Genomic DNA, 24,366 nt, shown 5'->3' with positions numbered 1-24,366 from the left:
CCAAACAGGCTATTTATGGCGGCAAGAACCCTGGATATCGACTCGGCATGGGAATTGGTGCTTAGCGCAGTTAACCGCAGCAATGTGACACTGCCATTGCCGGGAACCGACAAAGAAGCGGTAAAACTCAACGGCCACGGGGTCTGGCACCTGATCCAACCGGCCACGGGTGAGGCGAAGGATCTGCTCTCGGTATTCCTACCTCTTTGCCGGCCCGTGCCAGACGATGGCAGCCCAAAAGTTATCGGTCAGCTGGGCCAAAGCCTGGACGGACGCATTGCAACGGTTACCGGTCGCTCCCGTTTTATCAATGGCGACGATGGGATTACCCATCTGCACCGGATCCGGGCAGTGTCGGATGCGGTCGTTGTCGGGGCCGGAACCGCCATTACCGATAATCCCCGTTTGACCGTTCGCCGCACCAGTGGCCGCAACCCCGTGCGCGTGGTCATTGATCGTCACCATCGCGTACCGGACAGCCATCACCTGTTCACCGATGGCGAAGCCCCAACCCTGAGGTTGGTGGCAGGAACTTACGAGAAAGCGAAGAATCCATCAATCGGTTCCGGGGTTACAGAGATTCCCTGTCTCGGGGATGCCGAGTCCGAAGATGCCGTCGATCCGAGATTGATCCTTGAGGTTCTCGCAGACCTGGGGCTGAAAAAAGTCTTTGTGGAAGGGGGTGGTGTTACCGTTTCATGCTTCCTGAACGCTGGTTTGCTGGACCGCCTGCACGTGATGGTCGCGCCCATGATCATTGGGAGCGGCAGACCAGCCTTCTCGCTTCCAGAAATCGACTTTCTGGATGATGCGTTGCGGCCCCGCGCCCAGCTTATAAACCTCGGCAGCGATATGCTTTTCGACCTCGATTTTTCACGTGATACGTAGGGCGGATTAGCCGACGGCGTAATCCGACAAACAATCCGGACTCACCCCTTCTCCGGCCGGCCAGGGAACAAAAAAACTACCCCGGGCAAGCTGGAAATCAACACCAATGCCCCATACCCCACACTGAGCGCCACACCCTGCTCCGCAGGCAATCCCGCCATCGGCCACAGCAAGGCTGCCGCGCCCTCGCGGATGCCCCAGCCGGCAACCGTCAGCGGTATCACCATGCTCAGCAGCAGGATACTGCCCAAACTGGCAATGATGGCCGCCGACTCTGTACTTTCGATATAGCCCGCGCCCCAGGCGAGGCAGAGAAACACCCCAAGATAGCTGGCCAGCACCAGTAAAGATGAGCCAATCTGGACCGGCAACACCGTTCGGTTTAGCAAAGTCTGATAGAGATCCCGCCTGAGCCGCCGAAGATAAACCGCCAGCCCGGTTTTCAGGGCCAACCAGAATGCAAGAAATACCGCAATAATGCCGACGCCCAGCCAGAGGCCGCCGTTCCAGTGACCAGCCGTTACCCGTCCGGAACCGAGCAGCCAGCTGCCCGATGTGACGACTATGAGCGCCAACACCAGTTGGCCCGAAAGTCGCTCGATGGCAACCCCGTGCACCGCGGAGAGGCGCTCTCCGGCGCCGCTGCCATGTCGCCAGGCCCGGTTTACGTCGCCGAGCACACCTCCCGGCAACACCTGGTTCAGAAACGTCGCCAGATAGTACTCCCGTACCGCTACTCCATAGGCCAGGGGCAGCCCGAGCCGTTCGACGGTGTAACGCCATCGCCAGGCAGACAACGCCACCTGAAAGACCGTAAGTGCCAGTGCGGGAACCAGGACATAGGGAGAAAAGCGGGCAAGCTCCTGCCAGAGCTCGCCCGCATCAATCAAGCGGATCACGAATCCGATAACGAGAACCGTCAATAACCAACGGGCCGCCAGCTTCACCTGCCTTTGACGCAGTTCGGTCAAGGCAATGCCTCAGGTGGCAGCGCCAGCAGATCCAGATGTCTCACAACAATCATCAGATTCCCTTCGGATAACTGGTGATTGCGTGTCTCCAGCCAGCGTGCCAATCGGTCCGCCTCGTGAGGTGACTGCTCAATGGCCGCGTCGATCCAGCCCTGCATCAGCATTTTAGCCAACGCGTGATCCGTGCCATCCAGCATCCAGGGAGATTCCGCCAGTTCAACCCGGTAACCTTCGGCAACCAGCAGGTCTTGCAACACAGTGCTGGCCTCCGGCCCGAGCGCGGCACCAATTCCCTTGTCGCCGTGTTGGTGCCGATTTACCAGAGTCTTCACCAGCTCATCATCAGGATGCTCGGGACACAGCTCAAAGTGCCCGGCGTAGCTCAGCACAATGAGCATCGCGGACTTCCTTCCTGCGGCTGCGAGGGCTAACGCGTCCAGCCATGGCTGTGAAACCAGATCAATCAGTGCCGACGCTGTTATCAGGTCCGCCTTGCGGGGCAGTTGTTGCTCCATGTTTTCCGAGGTCAGCTGAGCCGTGCGGGTTTCAAACGGCACATCCAGGCAGTCCACACGCTGTCCGGCCTCCCGCAACAACGCAGAATCCTGATCCAGCGCCAACCAGGTTTGGGGCACCTGCAGCGCCGGCACCAGGAAAAGCGCGTTGGAGCCCCGACCGGTACCAATGTCGACAATTTGCATCGGGTAGTGGCTCTCGGGCGACAAGCCATCATAACGATTCAACAACCATTGATTGAGCTGATCGGTCAGCCCTTGTGAGCGAGCCCGGTGATCCGCTGCTTCCCGGGCTGCCAGCCATGTGCTCTCGAATTCCGAATGCTGGTGAAGATGCGTGGAAAGGCCACTGAAGTAGTGCAGTGCATCTAAGACATCTTTGCCGGTATCCGCCCATGAGCGGATTCGTCGGGATTCCCTCGCGGCAAGTTTACGGGCGTGCTCAAGCTGTTCCGGGTGTTCCAACCAGTTCCTGAGGCGCGCCTCAAGGGCCCTGACATCGCCCGCACAATACTGAACCACACCGGGCCTGGCAGACGTGTTGGCAAGGGCGCCGCCATCGGAGGAAATAACGGGTAGCCCTTCCGCCAGCGCCTCATCAATCACCATGCCATAGCCCTCGTACAGGGAGGGCAGTACAAAGAGATCCGCATTGCGGTAGAGCTCGGCCAGCCCGGCTTCTTCGACCTCCCCTGCCAGCGCAATCCTGTCTTCAAGGCCCGCTTCTGCAATCGCACGGAGAACCTGCTGGCTGTATTCCGGATCACGACTGTCAGACCCTGCCAACGTGCATTGCCACGACACGCCCTTCAGGTTTTCCAGCGCCTCCACCAATTGATGCTGGGCCTTTCGGGGTGACAGATGAGCGACGCACAGAATGTGAGGGGTACCGGTTTGCGACGACTCGCCAAAGACTATTGGGGTTGCGGCTCGGGTCACACCCGGCTCGGCCACCTTAATCATCTCAGCGGGCACCTCGTAATCCGCCAGACGGGCGGCCGTGTGCTGGCTGGTGGTGATCACCCCGTATACAAACCCGAGCGCCCGTTTTTCGGAATCAAGAAACCACTGCCTATTGGCTTCGCTGATACCTGTTTCGTCAGCCAGGGGGTGGTGTACCAGCGCGATCAGGTTGAGGCGTTGGGAATGCTTTTCAACAATCTCCGGCAGACCACCCATGGCAAGGCCATCGAGCACCACAGAGGTGCCATCAGGTAAGCTCGCGAGTTTCTTATCCATCCCATTGCGAGCAACCCTGTCCGCGCGTGGGAACTGCCCGGGCAAACCGCTGACCCGGGCATTGCAACCCGCCTCGCCCAGAGCCTCCACCAGCTTGCGGACATACCGGTAGCCGCCCGTGTTCTGTTCCGGATCACCCGGGACAAGAAACTCCAGGGAGCCCGGTTTGTCAGATTCCGGCATGGTAGCTCGCCCAGGCAATGTGGGATTCCGAGAGGGTGACTTTCAGGCTGACAATCCCTTCTCCTGTCTCGCCGAGACGGCCACCATGAATGGCTGCCGTCATACGATCGAAAACCAGTTTGGCCATGAATTCAGTGGTGGTATTCCGGCCACGCAGTTCCGGCAGTTCGTCCAGGTTCTGCATATTGAATTCGGAGAGAATGCTTTTGAGAAGTTCGGAAGCCAGGCCAATGTCGACCACCAGGTCATCCTTATCCAGTTGGTGACGCTCAAAGGTCACGTCGACCACATAGGTGGCACCATGAACCTTCTGCGCAGGACCAAAGATCTCTCCGTTGAAGCTGTGGGCAATCATCATGTGGTCCCGGACCGTCAAACCGAACATAGTCTCTCCTTAGCAGGCAATTTTGGATTTTCAGTAAACAACGCGATGGCACAGAGTATCCCGGCCATCAATCAGAATTCGCGCCATGGATTTTGGTAGATCATCAAACTTGCACTCGCCGGTAATCAGCGCATCCAGCGCATCGTCCTGGAGCAATTCCAATGCAAGCGCCAGGCGTTTGCGATAGTCCCACCGTGGGACTCGAGATGGCACTATCTGGCCCACCTGGCTGGATTTCAGGGTCAGACGCCGCGGATGGAAGGCGGCCCCCAGCGGTGCAGATACCAGCTGATCCCCGTACCAGCTCATTTCCACAATGGTCGCCTCCTGCCCTGCCAGCCCAAGGGCGGTCTCCAGGCCCGAAGGGTGGCCACTGGCATGGATAACGAGGTCGTGATCATCAGGGGCCGACTCACTGCTGAAGGTCAAACCGAGCTGTTCGGCAACGGCCTGTCTCTCTGGATTCGTGTCGATCGCGGTAACGCGGGCTCCCGGGATACGACTCGCCAGCCAGGCGACGAGCAGGCCAACAACACCAAGACCAACCACGGCAATGCGGTCACCGACTGCTGGCGCTCCATCCCAGAGGCCGTTTACAGCGGTTTCCATGTTGGCGGCAAGTATTGCTCGCTCGGCGGGCAGGTCTTTGGGCAAAGGCGTCAACGCCGACGCCGGCACCCGGTAGCGATTCTGGTGCGGATAGAGGCAAAACACTGTCTGTCCCACTAACTCGGCAGGCCCTTCCACAACATTGCCGACGCTGGCGTAGCCGTACTTTACCGGCCAGGGAAAGTCACCCTGCTGGAACGGCGCCCGCATTGCAGCGTATTCGCTCTTTGGTACCCGGCCGTGGAAAACCAGTGATTCCGTGCCCCGGCTAATACCCGAATAGAGCGCCTGAACCGTGACCAATTCGTCTTTCTCTTCGTCACCGGAAATCGCCAGTGGCCTTTCCAGAATCTCGCCCTTGCCGGCGCCGGTTACCCACCAGGCCCGGGCCATCGATTCGGTGTTCGGTTCATCAGGGTCGCGATGCAAAAGGTGCTCCTTTTTGGCGGTCTTCTCAAACGTATTGGTCGTCGCCCTCTCAGGGCTGAACCTTAAGGTCTGAACACGGTCTATGCTCGTAAGCATGTTTAGCTATATCAACTATAGTCAGTGTACAGCGCATTCGGGGTCTCTGATGCCTGCAAACCTATACGCTGGAGTTCAGTGATGGATTCTAACGGCCATTCAGCTTCGCAAAGGATGCCACTTGCCCTGGATCTCGCCTGGGGCTTTGGGCTTGTCGCCCTGTTCTGCGCAGTCACCGGCTGGTTAACCCAGCCCCCCGTCCTTGTCTACTGGCTGGCAGCGGCGCTTTACCTGGCGGTTTGTGCCCTGATCATCCGGTTCTGGCCCGAGTCCCGGGATTTCGGGTGGGCAAATCGGGCGACGCTGCTGAGAGGCAGCCTGGTGATAGTCCTGGTAGCTCTGGCCCCCTTTGCCGACCACCTCAATGACAGCCTCTGGCTCTATGCCTGGATGGCATTGCTGGCGCTGATTCTGGATGGCGTAGACGGCAAAGTCGCCAGAGCCACCGGCTCCCAGAGCAAATTTGGCGCCCGCTTCGACATGGAACTGGATGCCCTGTTTATTCTCGGCCTCAGTGTGGCTGTCCTGGCTCTGGGCAAGGCCGGTCCCTGGGTTTTGGCCCTGGGCCTTGTTCGCTATGCCTTCGTTGTTGCGACCCACTTCCTCGATTGGCTGAACGCCCCGCTGCCCGACAGTTTCAGACGCAAAACGGTTTGCGTTTGGCAGATCGTTACCCTGCTGGTGGCCGTGTTGCCGCCGGTCAATGTGCTGTTCGCCAGTACCACGCTTGCAACTGCCCTCGCACTGCTTTTGTGGTCGTTTTTCTTGGATATTCACTGGCTTTATCAGAGGAGACATCACCATGATGTTCATTAATCGGAAAACCCTCACCCGTTCTGCCGTTGCCCTCCCTGCTGCCCTCGCAATGAGCCCGGCAGCCATGGCCGAGCCGAGAAACTTTGTCGTCGACGACGAACACTTTTCAATGTTCTTCGAGATCATGCACATCGGCTACGCCCCGGTGATGGGGATGTTCCGCGAAGTCGAGGGTCAGTTCGTTTACGACGAGGAAGCCAGAGAGCTTGAATCTGGTCAGCTGGTGTTCCAGAGCGACAGTGTATACACCAACCACAAGAAGCGTGACGAACACGTTCGCAACGAGGATTTCCTCGACGCCGACGAGTATCCGGAGATTACCTTTACTATCACCGACTTCGAAACGACTGGCGAGAACACTGGCAAGGTAACGGGCGATCTGGAGTTGCTCGGCCAGACACGGCCCGTGGTGCTGGATGTGACCCTCAACAAGGCAGACGTTTACCCCTTTGGTCATGAGGAATACACACTGGGCATCAGCGCTTCGACCACTCTGAAACGCAGTGAATGGGGCATGACCTACGGCATTGATGGCGCGATGGTCGGTGATGAAGTGAAATTGCACTTTGGCTTCGAGGCCATTCGGGAATCCGGTATGTTCTGATGACTGGCTAATCGGAATGTGATCCGCCGCACAATGCGGACACATTCTGTTACACAAAGAGTCCGGATTTTTGGGGTGCGGCGGAAATCCCGTTATCTTTAAAGCTACAACAATAGTTAAGGGAATTGCCGCATGCCGGGCAAGGTCGCTCTTCTTCTGACACTGGTAACTGCTGGCGTGGTTGGCACGGGGTATCTACTCTCCGCTGACAACCACACAGATTTCAGCTGGTTTACGAAGGCGGCTGACTCGGCCGATACGGCGTCCGTTCGAAACGCAGGTCCGGCAAAGCCGTCTTCTGCCGACCCCTCGGCTGAGCCGGAACCACCCTCGGATAACGCCCTGGGGTTCATGTTGGCCAGCGTTGCCGATCAATACGCTGAATCTACCCGATATCCTCCTTGGTCTGTACCTCTCTCCCCGGAACAAGCGAACGCCTACCGTGGCAATTACTACGAGCCGGTCAGTCTGCCCCTCGAAGGTGACGGGCAGTTCACAGTAACGCTGGAAAAATACCGGTTTACAGCAGGTGAACAAATTCTTGTTGCAGCGGCTATCCAGGGTTCACAGGTGGTCGGTCGCCGGCTGTCTGCAACGCTGGAGAGGCCGGAAAGCCGGGATGCCGTCGCCGGCACCGCATTGGAAGAGGCGGGTTCCCCGGGTTACTTCGAGGGCGTTCTGTCCGCCGACGAATCACCGGGTGAATATCGGCTGATCGTCGAGGCCCGACTTGATGGCAAACCAGTCCGCCATGTCTCAACACTGGCCATTGAACCTTACCTGGGCGAATTCGAAGGGCTTGGCGATACCCGTATCCAGGGCAACAATCTGATAATTCCCGTTCGTTTCTCGCCGGAAGACTCCGGCTATTACGCGCTTTCAGCCCAGCTATTCGTTGGCCAACGCCCGGTTGCTCAATTGCAGATGGAGAAAAGACTGGATAGCACCTCAAACACGATCAATCTGAAGGCACACGGCACGGTATTGGCGAATGAGACGGTGGACGGCCAGCTGCAGCTGAAAAACCTGCAGATTCGACAGCTTCCCGCCCGGCCGGGTGACCGGACCAATTACGCTTTCGGCCCCGACGAGGGCTATGCTTTCACACCGCCGGATCTCGGCAGTCTTACCGATACACCGGCGGTGGATCCCGAATCAGAACAGCGCGCGGCTCTGCTGCGGCAGCTTGCCGACAAGTTCTGATGGCAGGGCGCAAGCTCTGCACCGGCTAACGCCGGGCTGTACCGCTACAAGTGGCGGATAAACGTCTTGTGACAACAATAAAGCAGCAAAGACGGAGCAACTATGAAAACAACAAAGATCGGAAGTGCCTGTAAGGCCGCCTTGGCGGTCGCTATCACCGGCAGCTTGTTTGCCGGCACCGCCCAGGCCCAACTGGCCGGGCACAACGTGATCCTGGTTCACGGGTTCCAGCAACAAGACCTGGCCAACCCTCCTGCCAATCTGCAGGAGGTGAAGAACGCCGGCGAGGACTATTGGCGCACTTTCTGGCTCTCCCGGGCCGAAGCCCGTATCGACTGGGGCAGTGACGGGCGCGTTGAAGGTGGTATTGCCCAGCAAGCCTATGAACAGATGCGCCAGATCAGTCAGCAAGGTCTGTGCAATGACTTTTGCATCATTGTCTCTCACTCTACCGGGGATCTCGTTACCCGGTATCTGCTGGAAAACCAGGCACGCTGGCTTCAATCCGAGGGCCTTCAGCCGCTGAAAATCCTGGCAACCCTGGACTACTCCGGCGCCGGCGGCGGCACTGAACTGGCCAACCTGGCACTCAGCCTTGCCTACAACGACAGCTGGTACAACTGGCCCCTCAGGGCGGCAGTAGAAGCCTTCACTGGCATCGAGCCGGAACCGGGCAAGCTGGGTGTGGTAAACGACCTGCAAACCAACGCAGCGCGCAACCTGGCGGTGAGCCCGAATGGAATCCCAAGACTGCGGTTCGTGGCTGGTGGGTCGTCCTATGGCGGTATCACCAAGCCATTCATCGCCGGCACGGACGATGGCGTGGTACCCACCCACTCGGCCTGTGGCGCCACCTCCGCCGCCGGGATCGATTCCTGCTCTTCCAGCATCAGCCTGGCGGGCAAGGTAACGAGCCAGGATGGCCCGGCCGCTCTTTACTTCAACCACTATCCGGTGCTGATGAACGAGGGCGTCACCCACAGCGGCGTGCTCGGCTCCGAGACGGGCAACATCTCCGTTCCGGTGGTCAACAACACCACTCTCGGCGGTTTGCAGGTGGATTTCGCCAGCCGCACCTACAACAAGCGCGCCTGGTGGCAATGGTGGGGTTCCGGTGACCGGTACATTGAAGTGCCCGGCTCAGATCAGACGGATATGTCGAATCTGGTTTACACAACCCTGAATAACTGACCTTACACGGACGAATACTGTAAAGGGCTCAGGGAAGAGCCGCTTCTCACCTCGGTAGTTCTACCCATCTTTCCTTTTTAGTTCGCAAACTATACATTGGTTCGCTTTCGCCGTTCGATTCAACCACTGCCGCCAAGCGATATCCGATGTCTGATACCCACAAATCCGATCTTCTACTGGTTGTTGTCACCCTGTTCGCAGCCATAAGCTGGATGTTCTCCAAGGAAGCGGTGCTGCTGATGCCGCCTCTGATGTTCATGGCGGCCAGATTTCTGATTGCTGGCACGGTGCTGGCGTTTTTCGCCCGTCGCTCGCTGATGAAACTGAGCGTCGATCAGCTCCGCCGAAGTGTGGGTGTCGGGCTGGTGTTCGGCACGGCCATGACCTGCTGGGTGATGGGACTGGTTCATATAACCAGTCTGGGTGAAGGTGCCTTTCTAACCAGCCTGGGTGTCGTGATAGTGCCGATTATCGCACGCCTGGTGTTCAAGGAAGCCCAACCGCCGAGCACATGGCTGGCGATTCCGATTGCCGTTGCCGGGCTTGCGCTGCTCTCCCTTGAAAACGGATTTCGCCCCGAAGCAGGCCAGATTTTCTTTGTTATGGCAGCGACGATTTTCGCCCTGTATTTCAATCTCAATACCCGGGCGGCCAACCAGAGAACCGTGATAAACCGGCTGGGCAGAACGGTGGAAAAGCACCGCGTTCCCGCCCTGCCCCTGACAGCCATTGCGCTGCTGACGGTCGGCCTACTCACCCTGGTTGAATCCATGATTATGGAGCCCTGGCGGCCCACCCTGACTAACCTCTCACCAATGCTGGTCTGGTGGGTGGTGACCAGTGCCGTGATTGGCACAGCCGGTCGTTTCCTGCTTCAGACGTTCGCCCAGAGCCTGTCTGCGAACAGCCATGGCGTGGTGATTCTGGTACTTGAGCCGGTGTGGGTTGCTCTGTTCGCGGCAGGATGGTTTGGCGAGTCTATGACCGGCATTCAACTGGCCGGCTGTGGCCTCATCTTTGCCGCCCTGATCGTCAACCGCTGGGCTGTGCTAAGCAAAGCCATCAAGGAAAAACTCCGCAAGCGGAAAACCGCATAAAAGTGGTTGACCAGCATCGGCTGAATCAGTATATTTCGTCCCCGTTGCAGGACACAGGACCATAGCTCAGTTGGTTAGAGCGCTACCTTGACATGGTAGAGGTCCCCAGTTCGAATCTGGGTGGTCCTACCAATTCTGCAGGTAAAAGAGTCACTTGGCTAAAGCTTAGTGGCTTTTTTTGTGTCTGCCCACATGGAACGGCTTTGGGACACCACTTTGTGTCCAGGAAAACCGAACAAATCTCTCGTACGGATTGCCAAGCGATCGCGTAACCTATCTGAAACAGTGCGACTGTAAGAAGAGACTCGCAACTACTCGAATTTGCGCCAAACCAAACCACCTTTCGTAGTAAATACCCCCTGTAAATGCGGCTCCTGACATCCATATCTTTATCTCCTCCGGCACGATCAGGCAACGACCTTCCGTGAAGGTCTGGCCCTCCATACAGGTTTCATTCAACTAATAGGTGTCCCTGTTTCGCAACAACCGAAAGAAGTGTAATTGTTGGGATTTGCACACATCTTTGACTTTCTTAAAACTCAAGTTACGCTTCCTTCAGAGCCTCGGCGTACAAATGTACGCTCAAAAAAACAAGCAGGTTAGGCTCTCAGTTTCAGCACAGCAAAAACAAAAATGAAACTCCTGGAGAACACTCTATGCGTGTTTATATACCTCGAATGCCGAGGGCTATTCGCCTTCTGATCTTATCAACTTTGGTTTTTTCTCTGTCCGCCTGTAACGATTCGTCTTCGGGGTCAAGTGACCCGACCGAGGTGACAACGTCCGAGGGGGGCATCACGGGGCAACTTGTCACCGACAATAACGACGACGAGATGAAACAATGGCTGGGCGTTCCCTATGCCCAATCGACCGAGGGAGCAAACCGTTTTCTTGCGCCCCAAAGCCTGGAGCCCAGGTCGGATGTCTTGCAGGCAACAGAATTTGGTGATTCGTGCCCACAAACGCCAGCGCAATCTCCATTTGCCATCCAAAGCTCGAATCCAGGGTCTAGTACCTCAGAGGATTGCCTGAATCTCAATATTTACGCGCCTGCTGACGGTGATAATTACCCGGTGGTTGTTTGGATTCACGGCGGCAGTCTGGATACCGGTGCCGGTTTTCAGTCTAGCGCGAAACCTGACAGGTTGGTGAAAGAAGGCATTGTTGTAGTGGCCATCAATTATCGACTGGGTGTCCTCGGCTACCTGGCGCATCCAGCACTTACTGCCACCTCGCAAACCTCTGAAAAGGGATCAGGTAACTACGGTCTGATGGACCAGATTAAAGCCCTGGAATGGCTTCAGGCAAACGTTGCCGCATTTGGGGGTGACCCGAATAACGTCACACTGGTCGGTGAGTCTGCAGGCGGCTTCAGCATCAAGGGACTAATGGCCGCAAATGATCGAACGGACGGTTTGTTCCGCCGTGTCATCGTTCAAAGCGGTCCAGCCTTCTTTCAGGAAACGCCCACAGACGCTGAGCAACGCGGTGCCGATTTTATGGCCAGCCTTTGCGCAGATGATTCTTCGCCTGAAGCAGCGGAGTGCCTGCGTAATCTGACCCTTGAGCAACTTCTTACTTTGCAGGCCGGCGATCCCGAATTCGATTCGGAAATTGTTCGGCGGCCGGGTGTTCTTGACCAGACAGTGGCAGACGCCTTGGCAAGTGGACAGTTCACTGCCGACCAAGTGTTGGAAGGCTCCAACCGGGATGAATGGCGGTTGTTTGTTGCCGCTGAACAGCTTGTAAGTGGGCGAAATTCACTTGAGGATATAATTGCGGGCGACTCGACAGACTATCGGCAAGAACTGATACGGCGGTATGGTTCAGTCACTGAGACCAATGCGGACGCGGTAGTAGATCTATATCCGCTGAGCAGTTACGACAATGCCGATATCGCAGTCTCTGCCGTAGGCACCGACGCTATCTTTGCCTGCCCAGGCTTTGGCAACATTGCGGCTGCCGCGCAACATGTCCCGGTCTACGCTTATGAATTCGCCGACCGGAATGCACCGCTGCCTTCGCCGTTGTTCGCGACAGTTCAACCCTCTTTAGGTGCTGCGCACGCCACTGAGATTCCTTATATATTTGCGTCCCAGACTGAGCTGAATGCAGAGTTCTCTGCAGATTCGGCAACGCTCGCCGAGACGATGGTTCGCTACTGGGCTGCTTTTGCCCGCACAGGCGCTCCAACCCCGAGCGACGGGACTCTGCCTGCATGGCTGTCCTTTGTAAATCAGGGCTATCAATCGTTGCAGGCGCCTGCCCAAAACACTGGTCCATTCGCAGTGTTGTCGAGTGGAGAATCATTCAACCAGGCTCGCAATTGCAGTCTCTGGCTAGGCGGCTGAAATTCTCTGAATTGAAAATGCAGTTGATAAGTCTGGTGCCTTGCAGGCACCAGACTTTTTATTTATTTGCGACCGAGGAAGCCGTTCCTACTCACCCCCGCTATGCCTTTGCCGCGGGCGAACAGGACTGGTTCCCTGAGTGTAACAAACGGGTCTTCAGGCCTTTATTCAGCCCGTGACTGATCAACAATGATCAGCTCTTCCAGATCAAAGCCTTCTGCCTTTGCGCGTTTCGTGAACGCCTCAATCGCATCCTCACTGACCTCGGGGGTACGCGAGAGAAACCAGAGATAGTCACGGTTGTACCCCGTCACAAAGGCGTAGGAGTATTGTTCCTTGTCGAGTTCAAACACCACATAAGAGGCGTAGAAAGGTCCGAAGAAAGACACCTTCAGGTGGCCCGTGTTTTCATCCTCCACAAACACCGCACGGCCGTCAGCTTCCTCCCATGTCTCTTTTTCGACGTTATAACCGCGATTAATTACCTCGATGCTGCCGTCGTCGTTTCGGTTGTATTCGGCGCGCACATTGCTCAGGCCTCGCTCAAAGGAATGGTCCAGGCGGGCGATTTCGTACCAGGTACCCAGGTAACGATCACTCTCAAAACCGGAGACTGGCTCAATACCCTCTGGAAGACCGGTGCAGCCGGCCATGCCGATAAGCGCGGCTACCAGAAACCATCTTTTTAACACTGCCATCATCGCCAATGCTCCATTGTCGAGTCCCAGATACGAGAAGGGCCAGCAGTTGCTGGCCCTCTTTTATACGTTGTAGAAGTCCCGATACCAATCCACAAACCGCGCAATACCCTCCTCTACGGGGGTAGCTGGCTTGTAGCCCACATCCTCGATCAGATCATCGACATTGGCGTAGGTGGCCGGCACGTCGCCCGGCTGCAACGGAAGGAGGTTTTTCTGGGCCTTCTTCCCGACTCGCTCCTCGATGATCTCGATAAAGCGAGATAGCTCAACCGGGTTGTTACTACCGATGTTGTAAAGGCGATAAGGCGCCTTGCTGGTGCCGGGATCCGGGGTTGCTCCGCTCCACTGATCATTGGGTTCAGCAACATGATCGAGCGTCCGGATCACGCCTTCGACGATGTCGTCGATGTAGGTGAAATCCCGACGATGGTGGCCATGGTTGAAGACGTCAATGGGCTCTCCGGCAAGGATCTTTTTGGTAAAGATAAACAACGCCATATCCGGACGACCCCAAGGGCCATAGACGGTAAAAAATCGCAGGCCAGTGGTCGGCAGGTTGTAGAGATGGCTATAGGTGTGAGCCATGAGCTCGTTGGCCTTCTTGGAGGCCGCGTAGAGACTCAGCGGATGATCCACGTTGTCGTGCACCGAGAACGGCATGGTCTCGTTGGCGCCATAGACCGAGCTGCTGGAGGCATATACGAGGTGTTTCACCTTGTTGTGCCGAGAACCTTCAAGGATGTTCATGAAACCCACGAGGTTGGCGTCCACATAGGCATGAGGATTCTCGATGGAATACCGGACACCCGCCTGGGCCGCCAGGTGCACTACTCGCTCAGGTTTGTGTTCTGCGAAAAGCGCTTCCATAGCGGCCCTATCAGCCACATCCTCACGGACTTCGGTGAAGCCTGTCTTGCCCGTCAGGCGCTGCAGCCGCGCTTCCTTCAAGTTCACATCGTAGTAATCATTGACGTTATCAACGCCAATGACTTCATCGCCCCGGTCAAGCAGGCGATGAGCCAGGTGTGAGCCGATAAAACCGGCAGTTCCGGTAACAAGAATCTTCACGTGTCTCTCCCTGAAAAGACTGCCAGCCTCAGAACGATACCCCGGCACTCACAAACGGTCCGCCAATCTCGACATCAAGGCGGTCATTGCCGTCTTCATAATCAATGGACATCTGACGATAGCCTGCACGGAACTGGATCAATGAGATCTCGTACTGACCGTAGGCGTTGAAATCATGCAGAGAGTCACCGTCGAAGCTGATGAAGTTGCCCTCAGCACCCACGGAGACACCCGTTAGCGGCAGGTCGAAACGAGCTGCCAGGTAGCCCATGGGTATAACCGCATCGACCGTAGTTTCGTTCGATGGCGTGCCTGTTAACGCCTCTTTGACAATAAGCTCTCCGGACAGGTCCCGTGCGGTAAGGCCAAGATCCAGGTTCACCCAGTTATCAAGCACCTCGTAGTAAAGAGTCAGATCCAGTTGCTCCAGATCGAGATCAGACTGAACATCAAGGCCACCAAAATTCACGCCGCCAAAGTTACCATTTACCTGGCCACGACCACTCTGCTGAACCAGAGTGTAGTTCAATCGAACATTGGGAAGCACCGGAATCGGATGCTCTAGATACAGGGACGCATTGGCATTCGAATCGCTGTCTAGGTTGAGGTCATTTTCTACATCAACCACATCACCGTTGTCAGCAGCCTGGCCGGAAAGATTGGAATCCCAGTAACTTACACTGGCTCCGAGACCAACCACATCTGCCTGTGACACAGGCGCCACCAGAAACAGTGAACCACCTACAGCAAGCATCAGTTTACGCATGACACACCTTTTGAATTTGTTGTCAGTTTCAGTCAGTCGAACTGGATTCCCAGACGGCGCCCGACTTCTTCGTACGTTTCGATCACTTCGCCAAGCCCCTGGCGGAAACGATCCTTATCCATTTTCTTGCGGGTTTCCTTGTCCCAGATCCGGCAACCGTCCGGACTGAATTCGTCACCCAGAACGATCTTGCCCTCGCAGCGACCAAACTCCAGCTTGTAGTCCACAAGCAGCATGCCTGCCTCGTCAAACAGCGCTTTGAGCACGTCGTTAACCCGATAGGTCAACGATTTCATCTGCTCCAGCTCATCCGCCGCGGCCCAGCCAAAGCTGACGGCCAGGGATTCGTTGACCATCGGATCGTGGAGTGCGTCGTTCTTGAGAAACAGTTCGTAGGTGGGCGGATTCAGTTCCTGCCCCTCCGCCACGCCAAGACGACGGCAGAGACTGCCGGCGGAAACATTGCGAACCACGCATTCAACCGGAATCATATCCAGCTTCTTGACGAGAGATTCGGTGGAAGACAGCAACCCTTCAAAATGGGTTGGCACACCTGCCGCTTCCAGCTTCTCCATGATGAACGCATTGAACTTGTTGTTCACCATGCCCTTGCGATTGAGCTGTTCCTTTTTCTCACCGTCGAAGGCGGATGTGTCATCGCGGAATACCAGCACGAAACGTTCGGGGTTGTCGGTACGGTAGACGGATTTTGCCTTGCCGGCGTAGAGTTCTTCGCGTTTTTCCATTGGGGTCTCCGAAAAGCGGCCGCCTTTGGCGGCCTCTTCCTGAATCAGTATAGGTAATCGAACAGTTGCTCGAGCAGATCCGGCGTCGTCCGGCTGCCAGTGTAACCCGGAACGTCCTCGGCAGAGATGACAATGGCGTCGCTCTGCTGGCTGAGGCTGACTGTGTGGGTATGCTGGGGTGCGTCCTTGTCACTGAACCAGCTGAACCAGCCCGGGTCCCGCTCGTCTTCGGTGCGGAAGTCGACATGGAACCAGCCTTCGCTGCGATTCAGATCGACAACAGGAATGCCGGAATCTGTGAGCGCCCGGCTTACTTCCGCCCAGGAACGACCGTAATCAAGCTCCATGCGGATCGCGACGGCTTCATCGTTTTCCGAGATCAGGCGAACCAGAGGGTCGCTGACCATTCCGGATGCCGCACGGGAAAAGGACTTGGTTTCTTCCCGCGCCCTGAGAAAATCACCCAGATCGGAGAGCAGGCGTCTCTGCAGTTCCAGAGCATGCTCGGATGGATCAGAAACGCCGGTCCAGGGAATCAGCTCGTCCGGCTGGTCTTCAACGTCCAACCGGCGGACCTGCACCTCTGTGGTCTTGCGTCGCACACCGGGAGCCATCCGAACTTGAAGAACGACTTTCTGTTCTCCGGCAGACGGGTTATCCGACAGCTCCACAAGGTTTCGGGCACGCTTGCTGAAATTGGCAAGTTCGGTCTGCAAGATGCCCAGTTGGGGACTGTCGAAGCCGACGCCAAGGCCCCGCTCTGACAGGTAGCTGTTAACCGCAGGCCAGATTCTGCCTGGCACATCGTTGACCAGAAGCCAGAGCCGACCATCCAGCTCTTCGATAACGTAGTTTTCATCCAGAATGTCCGACGTCATGTCAGGCGGACGCGGTATATCAGACGGAAACATTTTGCTGGCATCGGCCGGCTGGACATCGCGGATGGGCATGGTCTGACTGAAACGGGAATCGTCGGCGGTCTCCGGCAATTCCAGTGTTTTTCCTTCCGTGGCATTCACATAACGTTCGGAGCGGTCTTCAACCAGACTGCAGCCCGAGGCTGCTGCCAGAAGCAACAGCCCGGATGCGAGAACAAGGGGTTTGAACATCAGGGTACTACCGGTTCCTTTTAGAACCTGCATCAGGTTACTCCGGTGATGGGATGATTTAAGCAAACTCAGAGAACACCTGAGGCCTTGAGGGCATCTTCCACTTCGCCATGGAACTTTTCGCTGAGCACGGTCAGCGGCAAGCGGATGCCTTCCCCAATCATTCCCATATGATGGAGCGCCCATTTCACCGGGATAGGATTCGCTTCGAGGAACAGCTTCCGGTTAAGGGGCATGAGCAGTTCGTTCAGACGCTCGGTTTCTTCACGATTTCCGGCAACAGCCGCTTCGCACAGCTGGGACATTGCCTTCGGGGCGACGTTCGCGGTGACGGACACGTTGCCCTTGGCACCGGCCAGCATCAGTTCCGCTGCCGTGGCGTCATCACCTGAGTAGACAGCCAGACGGCCGTCCAACGCTTCAATCAGTTCAGCACCCCGGGGAATGTTACCGGTGGCGTCTTTGATGCCTACGATATTCGGAATATCTGCGAGCCGGAGCACGGTCTCGTTCAGCATGTCGCACGCTGTCCTGCCGGGCACGTTATACAGCATCTGGTTCATGCCGGGGACGGCTTCGGCAATCGCCTTGAAGTGCTGATACAGGCCTTCCTGGGTCGGCTTGTTGTAGTAGGGAACAACGAGCAGACAGGCATCTGCGCCAAGCTTATGGGCCTCGGCCGTCAGTTCAATGGCCTCACGGGTGCTGTTGCCGCCGGTGCCCGCAATAACCGGAATGCGACCATTAACACGTTTGATGATGTGGCCAATGGTTTGGCAATGCTCTTCCGGGTCGAGCGTTGCGGATTCGCCGGTGGTGCCCACAGCAACGATGCCGTGTGTGCCGTTTTCGATATGAAAGTCTACCAGCTTGTCCAGATCCTCCCAGTGGATGTCACCGTTTGGATGCATGGGCGTGACCAGTGCGACAAGGCTACCCGTAATCATAAAAGCTCCGTCCGAATAAAACCGATATGGTAATGTTGGGCACGAACTGACACAAGGAAATTAAAGGAGATGTCATGCCATCCGTTGAGTTAAACAAACCCGTACCGGATTTTGAAGCACCCGCTACCGGTGACCAGGCTGTTCGCCTGGACGATCTGAAAGGTCAGAATGTGGTGATTTATTTCTATCCGAAAGACAACACCCCTGGCTGCACCACTGAGGGACAGGACTTCCGGGACCGGATGAAGCAGTTTGAGGAGCTTGATACGGTGATTCTGGGCGTATCAAGGGACGGCCTGAAAGCCCATGAGAATTTCCGGGCCAAGCATGAGTTTCCCTTTCACCTGATTTCAGACAAGGACGAGGCCCTGTGCTCCCTCTTCGACGTGATCAAGCTGAAAAAGCTTTACGGAAAGGAGTACATGGGCGTTGACCGGAGCACCTTCCTGATCGACAAGGATGGCGTGCTGCGAGCTGAATGGCGAGGCGTAAAAGTGAAAGGCCACGCCGACGAGGTTCTCGAGGCTGTCAAGGCGCTTTAAGCGCCTTTCAGGCGTCCCCGGGTTCCGCCGGCGGCGCCGACTCCTTAACTGGCCAGGCTGCAAACACCGCCTTGAGCATGGTTGCCAGTGGAATAGCGAAGAAAACACCCCACAAGCCCCAGATTCCCCCGAAGAATAGCACCGCGACGATAATTGCCACCGGGTGCAGGTTGTTCACCTCCGAGAACAGAATGGGCACCAGAACATTGCCGTCAAGCGCCTGAATGACACCATAGATGACCATCACCCAGATGAACTGGCTGCCCCAGCCGAAGGCGAACAGGGCAATCACCGCAACAGGGATGGTAACGACGGCCGCGCCAATGTAGGGAATAACCACACTCAGCCCCACCAACAGTGAAAGCAGCGCGGCATATGGCATACCCAGCAGCTTGAAAGCAATGTAGGTGGCGCCTCCCACAATCAGGATCTCGACGGCCTTGCCACGCACGTAGTTGGCGCACTGGAGGTTCACCTCGTGCCAGATCTGCAGCATCATCGGGCGCTGGGGTGGCAGCAATCTCGCGATGGAGTTCAGCAGAACCTCCCTGTCCTTCAGGAAGAAGAACACGAGGATGGGCACCAGCACCATGTAGATCAGCAACGCCACGAGATCTGGAATACTGGACAGCGAGAACGACACCAACCATTGGGTCATGTGACCCACTTCCGTACTCACCTGGCTGTAAACGGTGCTGACAGCTTCTCCGGAGATCAGGTGGGGATACTGCTGCGGCAACAGCTCAAGATAGGATTGCAACTCCCGGATGATGCGTGGCGCCTCGCCGGCCAGGTTGCTCAACTGCGTCCAGATCAGCGGAAGCAGGCCAAACAGGAAGCCAACAAGCACGCCGAGGAAGACCAGGAATACCCCAATGATGGAAACCGTCTCCGGCACGCCCAGCTTGTTGAGCTTGGTGACCAGACCCTGCAGAATAAAGGCGACAATCAGCGAGGCAATGGCCGGCGCAAGCATGGCACCGAACCAGATAACAAAGATGGTTCCTGTCACCAGTATCAGGAACAGGATGACCGCTTCTTCATCCGAGAAGTATTTGTGCGCGAGAGCGCGTAATGTCCTGATCATTTACAGCTCCGAAACCTTAACCGCCGCACTTTATCACAAACCGATACTGCCCGGCGGTTTCAGAACTGCTCATCAACTTGTGATCGGACATCTGCAGAAAGGCCGGAATATCCCGGGCGGAACCTGCGTCTGTTGCAATCACCTCGAGTTCTTCACCGGGCGCCATGCTGTTTAGCTCCAGTTTTGTCTTCAGCAGCGGCATCGGGCAGCGCAACCCTGAGGCATCAAGCGTTCGATCAACCATACTAGCGATACACCATCACAAAATAATAAGCGGATTTTAACAAGCACGCATTATGCCGACAGTGATAATGTATTGCATCACAATCCTCTTCAACCAGGGGATCAGAACTTTTTATCGCAAACCGCTGTCAAACCGGCGATTCAGACCACAGGCACCCGGCTTTACATGATTGCTAACCGACCCAGATCCCGAACGCTACCGGCAATGGCCATCACCGCCTTGCTGGCTTTGTTGCTCGCTTCAATGCCGGGCCACACTCAGGAGAGCAGGCTGCCCAGCATTGGCGGTGCAGGTGGAGGCCTGATCGCGGGCCAGCAGGAATCGGATATTGGCCAGCAGGTCATGGTTTCTATCCGCCGGTCGGCGCCAAGGATCAGCGACCCCCTGGTTTATGACTACCTGAGCGCCATTACCTATCGCCTGGTGCCCTCGGCCCCACTCCAGAATCGGGACCTGACCCTGGCATTGATCGACAGCCCTGCTATCAACGCATTTGCGGTGCCCGGTGGCATTGTAGGCGTTAACGGCGGTCTGTTTCTCAATGCTGCGACCGAGCAGCAATTTGCGTCCGTTCTCGCCCACGAACTGGCCCACCTCAGCCAGCGGCATTTTGCACGGCGCATGGAGCAGCAGGAAACCAGCGCTCCGCTCACACTCGCCGGTATGATTGCCGGCATTGTCCTGTCGGCGGTCACCCAGTCTGATATCGGTTTTGCTGCCATTGCCGGGACCCAGGCCCTGGCCGCCCAGAACATGCTCGCCTACAGCCGCTCCCATGAGCAGGAAGCCGACCGGGTCGGGCTGGACATTCTGGCCAGCGCCGGCATGGACCCTCGCGGCATGCCGGAAATGTTTGAAATCATGATGCGCCAGAACCGCATGCAGGGAAATCGACTGCCAGAGTATCTGTCTACGCACCCGTTAACCCAGAGCCGCGTGGCAGACACCCGGAATCGGGCAGAACAGTATCCAGACGAAAACATCCGGGACGGCCAGGAATACCATCTGATGCGCAGCCGCCTGCAGGTGCATTATGCTCCCTCCCCAGACGTAGCCGTCGAAACCTTTGAAGCCTACCTCGATCGGCCGGATGCCCAGAGAAACGAAGCCATCAGGTATGGCTTGTCCGTGGCCTACCTCGAGGACCGGCAATACGATAAGGCAGTAGATATACTGGACGATCTGCTGGCCAGGAATCCGGGCCGAATCACCTTCCAGGTAACCCTCGCAGAAGTCAGGCTTGCGCAAGACCGTATGAACGACGCTCGATCCATTCTGAAAGACGCGCTGGCGAGAAATCCGGGAAACTATCCGATCACCCACACTCTTGCCCTTACGGAAATAGCCGATGGCAATGGCGCCGCGGCGGCTGAGTACCTGAAACAGCTGACCCGTCAACTACCCGGACAGGAGCATCTATGGCTGAAACTGGCCGAGGCGGAGGGCATGGCAAGGAATATTGTGGGCGTGCATCGTGCCCGGGCGGAATACGATGTTCTGATGGGCGATCTGGAGTCTGCACAGCGTCAGCTAAGGCAGGCGCAGGAGAAGTTGCCGGCCGGCGCGCCACAGAGGCAGATTGTGACCGAGCGGCTGGCGGAAATCACCAGCCGCCTGCACGCGCGGGCCAACAGTTGATCAGGCGTTGCCAGCAGCCTTGAGATTCATGTTGACGGTAAAGTCCAACATGCGTTGCAGAGGCTGCAGTGCTTTCTCTCTCAGTTCCGGATCCACAAACACTTCCTGATCGCCCCGCTCCAGTACCTGTAGCAGATTCTGAAGGCCGTTCATCGCCATCCAGGGGCAATGGGCGCAGCTACGGCAGGTAGCTCCATTGCCTGCGGTGGGCGCTTCAATCAGCGTTTTGTTGGGAGCCAGTTGCTGCATCTTGTAGAAAATGCCGTTGTCAGTGGCAACGATGAACTTTTCGTTGGGCATGGTCTGGACAGCATGAATCAGCTGCGAGGTTGAACCCACAACATCCGCCATCTCAACCACGGCATCGGGCGATTCCGGGTGGACCAGTACCGCCGCGTCCGGATAAAGGGCCTTCAGATCCTCCAGCCCGCGGGATTTGAATTCCTCATGAACGATGCAGGAACCGTCCCAGAGCAACATATCAGCACCCGTGGTTTTCTGGACGTAGTGCCCAAGGTGCTTGTCCGGCGCCCAGAGGATTTTTTCGCCGCGGGCATCCAGATCTTCAACAATAGCTTGGGCACAGCTTGAGGTAACCACCCAGTCCGCCCTCGCCTTCACGGCCGCAGAGGTATTGGCGTAAACCACGACCGTGCGATCCGGGTGCTGGCCGCAAAACTCGGCGAACTCATCCGCAGGACAGCCCACATCCAGGGAACAGGTCGCCTCAAGGGTCGGCATCAGAACGCGCTTTTCAGGATTCAGGATCTTGGCGGTTTCGCCCATGAACCTCACGCCGGCAACCACGATGGTGGAGGCCGAATGTTGGTTGCCAAAACGGGCCATCTCGAGGGAGTCCGCAACACAGCCTCCGGTTTCCTCGGCAAGCCGCTGGATATCGGGGTCCGTGTAATAGTGAGCCACAAGCACCGCATCCTGCGCCTTCAGAGCCGATTTTATACGAGCCTCCAGCTCGGACTTCTCGTCCGCGCTGAGGGGCTTTGGCTCGGCAGCATGCGCCAGGTGCTCTTGAACAAGGATACGGTCTTCAGCGTATGTCATTACTGCGTCTCTGTATTGCGTGAACCCGGGGCATTATAACATTCATGCCCCGGGCTTAATGTTTCTGAAACAGTGCGATCACACAATTGTGATCGTTTTGCCTGTTCCCTGTTTACCTAGGTAGGAACGTATACGCAAAAAAAAAGAGCCCGAAGGCTCTTTTTTCACAAAAACCCGAAGGCTTCTGTTATTTGGTGGGTCGTGAAGGATTCGAACCTTCGACCAATTGGTTAAAAGCCAACTGCTCTACCAACTGAGCTAACGACCCGTAACTGGCGACCGAAGCCTTGGCTTCAATCAATACCGAATGACTCAGCCCACCCGGTATTCCGTGTTTGGTGGGTCGTGAAGGATTCGAACCTTCGACCAATTGGTTAAAAGCCAACTGCTCTACCAACTGAGCTAACGACCCAAACGAGGCGCATATAGTAATGATTTTTGGCCGCTGATCAACCCCTTTTCTCAGGTTTCTCAACATTTTTGCCGCGCCCAACAATCAGCCGTTCTGGGACTCGAGAAACTTCCGGGCGAGGTCAGCAGCACCGCTGGCCGGGTAATCATCGATCACGGTTTGCATGCTGCGCCGAGCCTGTTCCTTTTCGCCCAGGCGATCATGAGTCACGCCCAGCTTGTAAACCGCATCCGGAGCTTTGCGATGGTCGGCAAAACGGGTAGCGACAATCGTGAACGCCTGTTTTGCCTGTTCGAGCTGGGGCTTTACCAGATAAACCTCGCCGAGCCAGTAATAGGCGTTAACGGTCAGATCCCCTTCCGGATATTCATCGATAAATTCGTATATCCGGCTAATGGCCTCATCGTATTTTTTCTGATTACGAATCAGGTCCTGGATCTGCTCGTAGGCCTTTCGCTCTTCCGCATCGGGCTGGCGATATTCTCTGGCCTCCCGGGCCTGGCCTGAGGCAGCAGAGCCACCATCTTCGCTGGCTTCGGGGGCCGGCTGTGATGCGACCTTTTCCGAGAGATCCAGAATACGCTGGTCCAGATCTATATAACGGTCTCGCCCTTGCTGCTGCAGGCGGTTAATCAGATGCCGCTGCTCCTCCACTTCGCCCTGAAGCCGTCTGACTTCACCCTGAAGCTGCTGGATCATGTAGAACAGTTCCGACGTCGCCTGGCTGCTGTTGGCGTTACGCTGACTGTCCTGGGCTGATTGCGCCAGGGCCACTCCCGCCTGCCCAAGGGCAAGCGGAAGCACCACTGTCGCCATGAGGATTTTTCTCATGGTCGTTCCTGTGTGATTACTCAAATACGAGTTCTACACGACGATTCTGGGCCCAGGCACTCTCGCTGGAACCCATCACGGCCGGTTTCTCTTCGCCATAGCTTACGGTCTCGAGCTGGCCACGTGAAGCACCGTTTACAATCAGGAAACGCTGAACGGCGTTAGCACGACGCTCGCCAAGGGCCAGGTTGTATTCCTTGGTACCGCGCTCGTCGGCGTGACCCTCAATGCGGACGTTCTGACCCGGGTTGTTGGCGAGGAAACGGGCATGTGCCACCAGGACATCGCGGGCTTCCTGCTTGATTTCAGCCGTATCGAAATCAAAGTAGAAGGTGGTGATTTCACGCAGGGCCTGTTGTTCGGCCTGCTTGCGAGCTTCCATACGCTCTTCTTCGGTCATGGCTGAAGAAGAAACACCGCCCTGGTCGTCACCTCCGTAAACAGTGGATCCACCTTCCTGGTCTACAGCAGCCACATCGGAACCATACTCGCCGCCTTCTTCGGAGGTACCACCGGTAGAGCTACAGCCCGCTACCAGACCGACGGACAACAACAGTGCGAACGCTTTTGATTGAGCTGAAAAATTCATGTTTTCTTCCTTTCAGTTGAGTGACGTTATTGCTTGAACAATGGCCA

At 56.6% G+C, this 24,366-nt stretch carries 24 protein-coding genes and 3 tRNA genes; 10 read left to right on the top strand and 17 right to left on the bottom strand.

The features are described 5' to 3' along the window. Positions 1–15: 15 nt before the first annotated feature. Positions 16–888 (top strand): RibD family protein, encoded by an 873-nt coding sequence (locus J3362_RS05410; protein WP_349518461.1) that lies wholly within the window; start codon positions 16–18, stop codon positions 886–888. A gap of 41 nt (positions 889–929) precedes the next feature. Here the strand turns inward: J3362_RS05410 and J3362_RS05405 are convergent, their stop codons facing one another. From J3362_RS05405 to J3362_RS05390, 4 genes are read right to left on the bottom strand one after another with little or no spacing between them, the layout of a single operon-like run. Continuing rightward, entirely contained in the window at positions 930–1,859 is a 930-nt protein-coding gene (locus J3362_RS05405) for a lysylphosphatidylglycerol synthase transmembrane domain-containing protein (protein ID WP_349518460.1), read from the bottom strand. Further along, positions 1,856–3,796: a glycosyltransferase family 4 protein gene (locus J3362_RS05400; protein WP_349518459.1), complete on the bottom strand. Its 1,941-nt coding sequence runs from the start codon at positions 3,794–3,796 to the stop codon at positions 1,856–1,858. The genes J3362_RS05405 and J3362_RS05400 overlap by 4 nt, the downstream gene beginning before the upstream one ends. Further along, the gene (locus tag J3362_RS05395) at positions 3,783–4,181 is read right to left on the bottom strand and encodes a 6-pyruvoyl trahydropterin synthase family protein (protein ID WP_349518457.1); all 399 of its coding nucleotides are present in this window, start codon (positions 4,179–4,181) and stop codon (positions 3,783–3,785) included. Before J3362_RS05395 ends, J3362_RS05400 begins: the two co-directional genes overlap by 14 nt. Positions 4,182–4,211: 30 nt before the next feature. Further along, a complete protein-coding gene (locus J3362_RS05390) occupies positions 4,212–5,219 on the bottom strand; it encodes a zinc-dependent alcohol dehydrogenase (RefSeq protein ID WP_349518456.1) in 1,008 nt (335 codons plus the stop codon). A 177-nt stretch (positions 5,220–5,396) separates the two neighbouring features. Between J3362_RS05390 and J3362_RS05385 the strand changes: the two genes are divergently transcribed. The 7 genes from J3362_RS05385 to J3362_RS05355 all read left to right on the top strand — a co-directional run bounded on the left by J3362_RS05385 (position 5,397) and on the right by J3362_RS05355 (position 12,577). Next, on the top strand, positions 5,397–6,131 hold the full coding sequence (locus J3362_RS05385; RefSeq protein WP_349518455.1) for a CDP-alcohol phosphatidyltransferase family protein: 735 nt from the start codon (positions 5,397–5,399) through the stop codon (positions 6,129–6,131). Next, on the top strand, positions 6,118–6,735 hold the full coding sequence (locus tag J3362_RS05380; RefSeq protein WP_349518454.1) for a YceI family protein: 618 nt from the start codon (positions 6,118–6,120) through the stop codon (positions 6,733–6,735). Before J3362_RS05385 ends, J3362_RS05380 begins: the two co-directional genes overlap by 14 nt. Before the next feature lie 132 nt (positions 6,736–6,867). Further along, positions 6,868–7,938 carry a hypothetical protein gene (locus J3362_RS05375; protein WP_349518453.1) on the top strand — a complete coding sequence of 357 codons (1,071 nt, stop codon included), beginning with the start codon at positions 6,868–6,870 and terminating at the stop codon, positions 7,936–7,938. A 102-nt stretch (positions 7,939–8,040) separates the two neighbouring features. Then, positions 8,041–9,129, top strand: coding sequence for a hypothetical protein (locus J3362_RS05370; RefSeq protein WP_349518452.1), 1,089 nt, complete (start codon positions 8,041–8,043; stop codon positions 9,127–9,129). A 146-nt stretch (positions 9,130–9,275) separates the two neighbouring features. Further along, positions 9,276–10,226, top strand: coding sequence for a DMT family transporter (locus tag J3362_RS05365; protein WP_349518450.1), 951 nt, complete (start codon positions 9,276–9,278; stop codon positions 10,224–10,226). Between the two features lie 55 nt (positions 10,227–10,281). Further along, a tRNA-Val gene (locus J3362_RS05360) sits at positions 10,282–10,358 on the top strand. 524 nt (positions 10,359–10,882) lie between these two features. After that, a complete protein-coding gene (locus J3362_RS05355; protein WP_349518449.1) occupies positions 10,883–12,577 on the top strand; it encodes a carboxylesterase/lipase family protein in 1,695 nt (564 codons plus the stop codon). 164 nt (positions 12,578–12,741) lie between these two features. Here the strand turns inward: J3362_RS05355 and J3362_RS05350 are convergent, their stop codons facing one another. The 6 genes from J3362_RS05350 to dapA are packed head-to-tail and all read right to left on the bottom strand — an operon-like array spanning position 12,742 to position 17,914. After that, positions 12,742–13,278 carry a lipocalin family protein gene (locus J3362_RS05350; RefSeq protein WP_349518448.1) on the bottom strand — a complete coding sequence of 179 codons (537 nt, stop codon included), beginning with the start codon at positions 13,276–13,278 and terminating at the stop codon, positions 12,742–12,744. A 60-nt stretch (positions 13,279–13,338) separates the two neighbouring features. After that, a complete protein-coding gene (locus J3362_RS05345) occupies positions 13,339–14,346 on the bottom strand; it encodes an NAD-dependent epimerase (RefSeq protein WP_349518447.1) in 1,008 nt (335 codons plus the stop codon). 28 nt (positions 14,347–14,374) lie between these two features. Further along, the gene (locus J3362_RS05340; RefSeq protein WP_349518446.1) at positions 14,375–15,112 is read right to left on the bottom strand and encodes a TIGR04219 family outer membrane beta-barrel protein; all 738 of its coding nucleotides are present in this window, start codon (positions 15,110–15,112) and stop codon (positions 14,375–14,377) included. Positions 15,113–15,144: 32 nt separating this feature from the next. Further along, a complete protein-coding gene (purC, locus tag J3362_RS05335; protein WP_008169108.1) occupies positions 15,145–15,858 on the bottom strand; it encodes a phosphoribosylaminoimidazolesuccinocarboxamide synthase in 714 nt (237 codons plus the stop codon). Between the two features lie 44 nt (positions 15,859–15,902). Further along, on the bottom strand, positions 15,903–17,000 hold the full coding sequence (bamC, locus tag J3362_RS05330) for an NlpB/DapX family lipoprotein (RefSeq protein ID WP_349518445.1): 1,098 nt from the start codon (positions 16,998–17,000) through the stop codon (positions 15,903–15,905). A gap of 35 nt (positions 17,001–17,035) precedes the next feature. Beyond that, positions 17,036–17,914, bottom strand: a complete 879-nt coding sequence (gene dapA, locus J3362_RS05325; protein ID WP_053112172.1) for a 4-hydroxy-tetrahydrodipicolinate synthase — start codon at positions 17,912–17,914, stop codon at positions 17,036–17,038. Between the two features lie 74 nt (positions 17,915–17,988). On the opposite strand from dapA, the gene J3362_RS05320 reads away from it, so the two are divergent. Continuing rightward, positions 17,989–18,456, top strand: coding sequence for a peroxiredoxin (locus J3362_RS05320; RefSeq protein WP_349518444.1), 468 nt, complete (start codon positions 17,989–17,991; stop codon positions 18,454–18,456). A gap of 7 nt (positions 18,457–18,463) precedes the next feature. On the opposite strand, the gene J3362_RS05315 is transcribed toward J3362_RS05320, so the two are convergent. Then, positions 18,464–19,543, bottom strand: coding sequence for an AI-2E family transporter (locus tag J3362_RS05315; protein ID WP_349518443.1), 1,080 nt, complete (start codon positions 19,541–19,543; stop codon positions 18,464–18,466). A 16-nt stretch (positions 19,544–19,559) separates the two neighbouring features. After that, positions 19,560–19,787 (bottom strand): sulfurtransferase TusA family protein, encoded by a 228-nt coding sequence (locus tag J3362_RS05310; RefSeq protein ID WP_008169116.1) that lies wholly within the window; start codon positions 19,785–19,787, stop codon positions 19,560–19,562. Positions 19,788–19,991: 204 nt separating this feature from the next. Here J3362_RS05310 and J3362_RS05305 point away from each other — a divergent pair, with 204 nt between their 5' ends. Continuing rightward, complete coding sequence (locus tag J3362_RS05305) at positions 19,992–21,425, top strand: M48 family metalloprotease (RefSeq protein ID WP_502882419.1); 1,434 nt, start codon at positions 19,992–19,994, stop codon at positions 21,423–21,425. Here J3362_RS05305 and nadA read toward each other — a convergent pair whose 3' ends face one another. From nadA to pal, 5 genes are all read right to left on the bottom strand, one after another. Continuing rightward, complete coding sequence (gene nadA / locus J3362_RS05300; protein WP_349518441.1) at positions 21,426–22,487, bottom strand: quinolinate synthase NadA; 1,062 nt, start codon at positions 22,485–22,487, stop codon at positions 21,426–21,428. A 192-nt stretch (positions 22,488–22,679) separates the two neighbouring features. After that, positions 22,680–22,755: transfer RNA gene (locus J3362_RS05295), tRNA-Lys, on the bottom strand. Between the two features lie 68 nt (positions 22,756–22,823). Beyond that, a tRNA-Lys gene (locus tag J3362_RS05290) sits at positions 22,824–22,899 on the bottom strand. Between the two features lie 84 nt (positions 22,900–22,983). Next, positions 22,984–23,730 carry a tol-pal system protein YbgF gene (gene ybgF / locus J3362_RS05285; RefSeq protein WP_349518439.1) on the bottom strand — a complete coding sequence of 249 codons (747 nt, stop codon included), beginning with the start codon at positions 23,728–23,730 and terminating at the stop codon, positions 22,984–22,986. A 16-nt stretch (positions 23,731–23,746) separates the two neighbouring features. Beyond that, positions 23,747–24,319, bottom strand: a complete 573-nt coding sequence (gene pal, locus J3362_RS05280) for a peptidoglycan-associated lipoprotein Pal (RefSeq protein ID WP_008169120.1) — start codon at positions 24,317–24,319, stop codon at positions 23,747–23,749. Between the last annotated feature and the right edge of the window lie 47 nt (positions 24,320–24,366).

The organism is Marinobacter sp. NFXS11 (assembly GCF_040148675.1).
Lineage (GTDB): Bacteria > Pseudomonadota > Gammaproteobacteria > Pseudomonadales > Oleiphilaceae > Marinobacter.
Note: the sequence above shows the minus strand (reverse complement) of the source record. Positions and strands in the feature narration are given on the sequence as shown.